Raw genomic sequence first — 7,960 nt, forward strand, 5'->3', positions numbered from 1 at the left:
CCCCCGCCCCCTCCCTATCGTCTGGTCGACCATTCGCACGACGTTCGCAATCTCGAACCCTTGGGCTCGATGTCCAGTCCCGATCACTCGATCACTCGATCAGAGGAGCGTTCATGGCACGGCCCCTCTCCAGACGAACCCTCTTGCGGACCGCGGCCCTTGCGGCGACGGCGACCTCGCTCTCCGCCGCGGCCACCGGACGAGCCACCGCCGCTCCGGGCGCGCCGGGCACCGCGACAGCCGCCACCTACGCCGCCGCCGCCTTCACCACCGTCGTACCGTCCGCGTGGACGGTACGTCCCTTCGGGCTGGAGGACGTGACGCTCGGTCCGGGCGTCTTCGCCGACAAGCGGCGGCTGATGCTCGATCACGCCCGGGGCTACGACGTGCACCGGCTGCTCCAGGTGTTCCGCGCCAACGCCGGCCTGTCCGCCGGCGGCGCGGTCGCCCCCGGCGGCTGGGAAGGGCTGGACGGCGAGGCCAACGGCAATCTGCGCGGGCATTACACGGGCCATTTCCTGACCATGCTGGCGCAGGCGTACCGCAGCACCGGCGAGCGGGTGTTCGCGGACCGGATCGGAACCATGATCGGGGCCCTGGCCGAGGTGCGGGAGGTGTTGCGCCACGACCCGGCGGTGCTGAGCGTCGAGGGCCGGTTCGGCCGGGCCGCGGAACAGGTACGGGGTTCCTACCAGTACGTGGACCTCCCCGCCGCCGTTCTCGGCAGCCCCCCGGCGCTCACCCTGTCCGCGTGGGTGCGGCCCGCGCACGGTGCCGCCTGGGCCCGGGTCCTCGACTTCGGCGACGACACGACCCGCTACCTGTACCTGGCGGCCCGCAACGCGAACGGCGTGCCGCGGTTCGCCGTGACCACCTCCGGGCCGGGCGGCGAACAGGGCCTCGACGGCACCGCGCCGCTGCCGCTCGACGAGTGGAGCCACCTGGCCGTCACCCTGGACGGCACCACCGGAACCCTCTACGTCGACGGCACCGCCGTGGCCCGCGACACGGCCCTCACGCTGACCCCGGCGGCACTCGGCGCCCTCGCCCACCACTGGCTGGGCCGCTCCCACTTCGCCGGCGACCCGGTGTTCGCCGGCGCGTTCGAGGAGGTCAACATCTTCTCGCGGGCGCTGACCGGCGCCGAGGTCACCGAGCTGGCCGGCCGCCGTGCCGTCGACGCGCCGACCGGCCGGGGCGACCTGGCCTCGTACGCCTTCGACGAGACGTCCGGGGGAACCTTCGCCGACGCCTCCGGCCGCGGGCTCGACGCGACCCTGCGCCGCACCTGGGGCGGACCGAGCCACCCGGGGTTCCTCGCCGCGTACCCGGAGACGCAGTTCATCGAGCTCGAGTCGATGACCGGCAGCGACTACACCCGGGTGTGGGCGCCGTACTACACCGCGCACAAGATCCTCCGGGGGCTGCTGGACGCGTATCTCGCCACCGGGGACGACCGCGCCCTCGACCTGGCGTCCGGACTGTGCGACTGGATGCACGCGCGGCTGTCCGCGCTGCCGGCGGCCACGCTTCAGCGGATGTGGGGGCTGTTCTCCAGCGGGGAGTTCGGCGGCATCGTGGAGGCGGTCTGCGACCTGCACACCCTCACCGGCAGGGCCGAACACCTCGCCCTGGCCCGCCTGTTCGACCTGGACCGGCTCATCGACGCGTGCGCCGCGAACACCGACGTCCTCGACGGGCTGCACGCCAACCAGCACATCCCGGTCTTCACCGGCCTGGTACGGCTGCACGACGAGACGGGTGAGGAGCGCTACCTCACGGCCGCGAAGAACTTCTGGCACATGGTCGTACCGCACCGCATGTACGGGATCGGCGGTACCAGCAGCGGCGAGTTCTGGCGGGCGCGCGATGTCATCGCCGGCACGATCGGTGCCGCCACGGCCGAGACCTGCTGCGCGTACAACATGCTCAAACTGAGCCGGACGCTGTTCTTCCACGAGCAGGACCCGGCGTACATGGACTACTACGAACGGGCCCTGTACAACCAGGTCCTCGGTTCCAGGCAGGACCGGCCGGACGCGGAGAAGCCGCTCGTCACCTACTTCGTCGGCCTGACACCCGGTCACGTACGGGACTACACACCCAAGCAGGGCACGACGTGCTGTGAGGGCACCGGCCTGGAGAGCGCCACCAAGTACCAGGACTCGGTGTACTTCGCGGAGGCCGACGCGAGCGCCCTGTACGTCAACCTCTACAGTCCCTCCGCACTCACCTGGTCCGCCCAGGGCGTCACGGTCACGCAGACCACCCGCTTCCCCGAGGAACAGGGCAGCACGCTCACCATCGGGGGCGGCTCCGCCTCTTTCACCCTGTTGCTGCGCGTGCCGTCCTGGGCCACCGCCGGATTCCGGGTGACCGTCAACGGGCGTGCGGTGCCCGGGACCCCGGTTCCCGGCGGCCGCTTCGGCGTCTCCCGGACCTGGCGGGCCGGTGACACCGTGCGGGTCCTGGTCCCGTTCCGGCTGAGGGTGGAGCGCGCGCTCGACGACCCCACGCTGCAGACCCTGTTCCTCGGCCCGGTCAACCTGGTCGCCCGCCACCCGTCGACCGAGCTCCTGCGGTGCGCGCTGTACGGCAACGCCGGCCTCTCCGGCGATCTGCTGCCCTCGCTCACCCCGGTCGCCGGGAAGCCGCTGCACCACACGCTGAACGGCGTCGAGTTCGCGCCCTTCGCCGAGGGGACCGAGGACCCGACGCACGCCTACTTCCGGCGCTCGGAGCCGCGTGTGATCTTCGGCACCTCCGACTCCGGCGTCGCCAACCCCGCCCGGAGCGACGGTGTCACCCTGCTGGACGAGATCTGGGCGGGAGCCCCCTTCGGCAGCAGGGGCGCGCTGGTCACGCGGGTGCGGGCAACGGTCGCCGACTGGGTGTCCGCCGGCCTGCTGGGCGGAGCCGACGGCGACAAGGTGGTGCGTACGGCGCGGAACGCCTCGTACGCACCCTGAGTTCGCGAAAAGGGGCACCCGACGCCGTACGGCCGCACCAGTCGTCGCCGTCGGGCGCCCCGCGGAGGCACCGGCGGGAACACCGTCGCAGCCCGGCAGAAGATTTCTTCCGGAACGGTGATTGTCCTGCCGCTTCCATCCGTACTCACTGGTGTTGGGCTGTTGATACACCAGGAGGAACGATGCGCATCTCGCGCAGCACGGCAGGAACCGCGTTCGTGGGCGGAGCCATGGTTCTCACCCTCACCGCGCTCGCCTACCCCACCATGCTGGGCGTGCAGACCACATCGAGCACCCAGGACCGGGTCGTCGCCAACACGCAGTACGGCCAGCTGACCGAGGCCGACCGCGACTTCGTGGTCAAGGTGCGCGCGGCCGGGCTGTGGGAACACCCCCTGGGCCTGCTGGCGATGGAGCGGGGGACGACGCCGGAGATGAAGGAGGCGGGCGAGCACCTGGTCGTCGGGCACGGACGCCTCGACGAGAGCTGCCGCAGGATCTCCCTTGAACTGGGCATCACCCTGCCCAACCAGGCCTCGCCCCAGCAGCAGCAGTTCGTGGAGACCATCAAGTCCACCAACGACAAGGAGTTCGACACCACGGCCGTGAACATCATGCGGGTGACGCACGGCCAGATCTTCTCGACGATCGCCAAGATCCGGGCCAACACCAGGAACACCCTGGTGCGGCAGCTGGCGGACCAGGCCAACGACACCGTGCTGGACCACATCACGGTCCTGGAAAAGACCGGACTGGTCAATCACGAACAGGTCAACTTCCAGCAGACCAGCCCGCCCAAGATGCCCCGGGAGCAGGTGACGCCGCCGGCCCCGCAGGCCGGCTCCCCGGTGCTGGTGCTCGAGATCCCCGAGGAGCTGAAGGACCTCAACACCGTTTCCCCGGCGCCGACACCTGCCTCGACGGTGAAGTAGGCGCCCCGCGGAACCCGGGAGCCCGAGGTCAGGACCCGCGGCGGGGTTTGCCCCGGCGCGGGTTCTTCGGTGTGCCGCCGGCGCCCTTCTTCTTAGGGGCCCCGCCGGTGCCCCTCCGCTGCCCCCGGCCGGCCGGCCCGCCCGCCGCCTGCTGCCGGGCAGCGCCCTTATCGGCGGTGCGCCTGGGCTTGTCCTGCTTCTTCTGCTTCTCCTGCGCGGAATCCCGGGGCTGGGTGCGGCCCCTGGTGCTGTTGACGGTCCGGCCGCGGACGATCCCGATGAAGTCCTCCACCAGGTCGGTGGTCGCGGCCTCGGGCCACGCCAGCGCCACACCGGACTCGGGGGCGTCCTTGAGCGGCCGGTGGGTGAGGTCCTTGCGGTGGTGCAGCCGCGCCAGGGACAGCGGTACGACGAGCACGCCGATCCCGGCCGCGACGAGCTCGACGGCGTCGGCGGTGGTCGCGGGGCGTTCGAGGGCGGGCCTGCCGGGCAGGGTCTCCCAGGCGAGGACGTCGTCGAGGGGGTGCAGCACGATCTCGTCGGCCAGGTCCTCCGGGGACACCTCGTCGACCGCCGTCACGAGATGGTCCTTGGGAACCACGACGACCGTCTGTTCGGTGTAGAGGGGGATCGCGCTGAGCACCGTCCGGTCGACGGGCAGCCGGACGAGTCCCGCGTCGGCGTCCCCGGCCAGCAGCAGGCCGCCCGTCTCCGCGGCGGGCACCTGGGCGAGGGTCAGCGGGACACCGGGCAGCCGCTCGTTCCAGACGCGCACCCACTTGCCGGGCATCACCCCGGGCGCGTACACGAGCCGGAACGACGGGGATACATCCGAGCCTTTCACCCGGCCAGGTTACCGTCCGTGGCCACGGGCCGGGACCGCCGATCACGGCGGCCGCTCACGGTCACCGGCCCTGGTCGGCGATCATGCAAAGAGACTGTGGTCGTCGCTGGTGGTCGGCGGTCGCGCGTACGGTCGATACCCTGGACCCCATGACGTCGCACCAAAACACCCAGACGATGAAGCCCGCGACCGCGGCGAAGAAACTGGGTGTGTACCTCGAGGCCACCCCCGCCGAGTTCCGGGAGGGTGTCGTCTCACGCGCCGAGCTGAACGCGCTCCAGGCCGACCCGCCCCAGTGGCTGCAGGAACTGCGGCGCAACGGCCCGCACCCCCGCCCCGTGGTCGCGACGAGGCTGGGCGTCTCCATCGCCGGTCTCGCCCGCGGCGGGATCACCGAGCCGCTCACCACGGAGCAGATCGACGCCCTCAGGGAGGAACGCCCCGAGTGGCTGGAGCGTGAGCAGGCCACTCAGGCCGAGGTCCGCAAGGAGGCGGAGCGCGTCAAGCAGCGGAACGCGGAGCGCGCGAAGCGCACCAGCTGACCACGGCGCACCCTCCGCTCCCCTCCTCGCGTCACACCCCCCGGAATCGAACACCTCCGAACGGGTTTTCCCCTCGGAGGTGTTCTCGTTCGGGTGGAACACCGCATGACGCGGAACGAGGGAACGCAAGCCTGCGGCACCCCTTCCGGCGCATAGAAATATCTATCACCATGGCTGCACGCCGGGCCGGCGCGCACGCCCGTGAGGCCGCCGGCCCGGACCAGTACGCGCCCTCGGCGGCGCGGCCGACCGTGCCCGGGGTGGGACATGCAGAGCGCCAGATGGAAACAGGCCGTCGAATGGCTGGCCGCCGCGGCCCGGGACCCCGGTGAGTGCAAACGGCAGTGGGACCACGGCACGGGGACGGCCCTGCTGGCGGCGGGACGCTATTGGGACGTGCTCAGCGTTCCCGACCGGCTCGGACTGCTCGCCCTGGACCTCCTGTGGAACGACCCGCTGAAGGTGCCCGGCCCCACCCTGGTGGACGTCACGGCCCGCCGCGTCGGCTTCTTCCTGCCGCCCGACCCGGCCAGCGAGTGGATCGGGTTCGGCGTGCGGCACGTCGGCCGGGGCTCCTGGGTGGCGGTGCCGCCGCCGTACCGGCCCAGCGGCCGCCTGGAATGGCTCGTCCCCCCGGACGGCACCGGCACCCTGCACTCCCCCGTCCCCCTCGAACAGGCCCTCCGCACGGCCACCGGCACCCTCGCCGTCCTGACCCCGGCGGGGGTGGAGCCGGGGGGCTGGTGACAGGCGATCATGCCGGTATGACATCGGGCCGGACCATCTTCCTCGACGGCACCTCCGGTTCGGGCAGGACGAGCATCGCCCGGGAGCTTCTGGACATCCTGGACGACGGTGTCCTCTTCCACCTGGCCTTCGACGGCTTCAACGCGATGCGCACCGGGCGGGAGCTTCGGGCGGAGCAGCTCGACACCGCGCTGCGGCGGACCGGAGAGGGCCTCCACCGCTCGATCGCGGCCCTGGCCCGAGTGGGCGACGACATCGTGGTCGGCCATGTGCTGAGCGAACCGTGGCGACTGCCCGACTGCCCGACCGTGTTGCCGCCGGAGGACGTCCTGTTCGCCGGCGTGCACGGTCCGCCGGACGAACCGACCCGTCGCGAACCGGCCCGGGGCGACCGCCCGCCGGTTTCGCGGCGCACCAGTACGATCTGGTCCACGCCCACGGCGACTACGACCTGGTGTGCGACACCGGCACGGCAAGCCCTCGCGAGTGCGCCCGGCGCATCAAGGACTTCCTCCCGCACCGGCCCGGTCCCACGGCTTTCACCCGCTTCCGCCGCCGTCACCTGACGGCCGGCCGAGCGGGGAGGGAACAGGCACGGAGTTGACCCTCGACCTTGTCGAGGCATGAGGGTCTCGGGTGTGGAGAGCGAGATGCGCAGCATTGGTGGGATGGCCCGGGACAGCGGCCTGAGCGTGAGCGCCCTGCGGTTCTACGACCGTGCCGGTGTGCTCGTACCCGCCTGGGTCGATCCGGTGAGCGGCTACCGCTGGTACGCCCCCGGGCAGCTGGACGAGGCCCGGCTGCTGGCGCGGCTGCGGCGGGCCGGCATGCCCCTGGCCGACATCCGGCTGGTGCTGGCCGGCTGGACCGGCGCGGACACCGATCTCGTGCAGCAGCTCCTGGAGGCGCACCTGCGCCGCCTGGAGCGGGGGCTGTCCGATGCCCGCGGTGAGTTCTCCATGCTCCGAGCCCTACTCGACGACAGGGAGAAATCCATGACCCCGCTCCGTACCGCCACCGCCCGTCCCGCCCTCGCCTCGCCCGAACTGGCCGCCGCGTTGGACGCGGTCCGCTTCGCGGCCGGTACCGACCCCGAGTTGCCGATGCTCGGCGGAGTCCTCTTCGACATCGAGGGGGACGCGCTGCGCCTCGTCGCCACCGACCGGTACCGGCTGGCTGTCGCGCGGGTCCCGGTCACCGGGCACGGCGGGTCCCGCGTGCAGGTCGTCGTGCCGCTGCCACTCGTCGACGCGATGCGGGCGCTGGCCGGAGGCCCCGAGCCCGTACGGCTCTTCGTGGACGGTGACCGGGTGACGCTGGAGACCGGGGGCGGTCGCCAGGTGGCCGGCCGGTCCCTCGACCACGACTTCCCGGACTATCTCCGTTTGATCAGCCTCCCCGCCGGGCGCCGCGCCGTGGTCGACGTGGCGGCCTTCCGGAAGGCGGTGCAGGAGGGTCCCGTCCGCACGGGTGAGGTGCGCGAGGAGGACGGGGCCGTCTTCGACGTCAGTGTGATCGGGGCCGACGCCGACGGCACGGTGCGGATCTGCGACGACGGTACGGACGGAGGGGGCGGGGTGAGCGGGGACGGCGGCCGTGTCGCGGTCAACCGTGCGTTCCTGCTGGACGCCCTCGACGCCGGGGCCCGTGACCGGCTGGTCCTGGAGCTCGGCGCCCCCACGGCGCCCGTCGCGATCCGCCGGCCGGACGACGAGGACACGTTCTCCCTGCTGATGCCGGTCCGGCTGGACGGCTAGGACCTCAGCAGAAGTCCCGTGCTCCACGGCCCGGTCAGGGCTGGGAGCACGGGACCCGTGCGGCGAAGGGGACGGCCCGGCGCTATCGCCGTTCGGTCCTTCCGTCCTCCACCGGCTCCAGCGCCTCCGGAGCGGGGGTCATGGCGGAAGCGGGGGCGGGCGTGGCCAC

The 7,960-nt window shown here is 72.1% G+C and carries 6 protein-coding genes and 1 pseudogene; 6 read left to right on the forward strand and 1 reads right to left on the reverse strand.

Features of this window, described 5'->3' with window-relative positions; translation table 11 throughout:
- The first annotated feature begins 113 nt into the window (after window positions 1-113).
- Window positions 114-2,969, forward strand: coding sequence for a beta-L-arabinofuranosidase domain-containing protein (locus AOK11_RS37195; RefSeq protein ID WP_055598041.1), 2,856 nt, complete (start codon window positions 114-116; stop codon window positions 2,967-2,969).
- 182 nt (window positions 2,970-3,151) lie between these two features.
- On the forward strand, window positions 3,152-3,901 hold the full coding sequence (locus tag AOK11_RS37200; protein ID WP_055598042.1) for a DUF4142 domain-containing protein: 750 nt from the start codon (window positions 3,152-3,154) through the stop codon (window positions 3,899-3,901).
- A gap of 28 nt (window positions 3,902-3,929) precedes the next feature.
- Here AOK11_RS37200 and AOK11_RS37205 read toward each other — a convergent pair whose 3' ends face one another.
- Window positions 3,930-4,745: a LysR family transcriptional regulator substrate-binding protein gene (locus AOK11_RS37205; protein WP_055598043.1), complete on the reverse strand. Its 816-nt coding sequence runs from the start codon at window positions 4,743-4,745 to the stop codon at window positions 3,930-3,932.
- Between the two features lie 149 nt (window positions 4,746-4,894).
- Between AOK11_RS37205 and AOK11_RS37210 the strand changes: the two genes are divergently transcribed.
- From AOK11_RS37210 to AOK11_RS37225, 4 genes and pseudogenes are all read left to right on the forward strand, one after another.
- The gene (locus AOK11_RS37210; protein WP_055598044.1) at window positions 4,895-5,287 is read left to right on the forward strand and encodes a DUF5997 family protein; all 393 of its coding nucleotides are present in this window, start codon (window positions 4,895-4,897) and stop codon (window positions 5,285-5,287) included.
- 267 nt (window positions 5,288-5,554) lie between these two features.
- Window positions 5,555-6,034 carry a hypothetical protein gene (locus AOK11_RS37215; RefSeq protein WP_055598045.1) on the forward strand — a complete coding sequence of 160 codons (480 nt, stop codon included), beginning with the start codon at window positions 5,555-5,557 and terminating at the stop codon, window positions 6,032-6,034.
- Between the two features lie 17 nt (window positions 6,035-6,051).
- A pseudogene (locus AOK11_RS37220) lies at window positions 6,052-6,638 on the forward strand (chloramphenicol phosphotransferase CPT family protein).
- 46 nt (window positions 6,639-6,684) lie between these two features.
- Window positions 6,685-7,791, forward strand: coding sequence for a DNA polymerase III subunit beta family protein (locus tag AOK11_RS37225; RefSeq protein ID WP_079035322.1), 1,107 nt, complete (start codon window positions 6,685-6,687; stop codon window positions 7,789-7,791).
- The last annotated feature ends 169 nt before the right edge of the window (window positions 7,792-7,960 follow it).

Source organism: Streptomyces hirsutus (assembly GCF_001418415.1).
In the GTDB taxonomy this organism is placed as follows: Bacteria; Actinomycetota; Actinomycetes; order Streptomycetales; family Streptomycetaceae; genus Streptomyces; species Streptomyces hirsutus.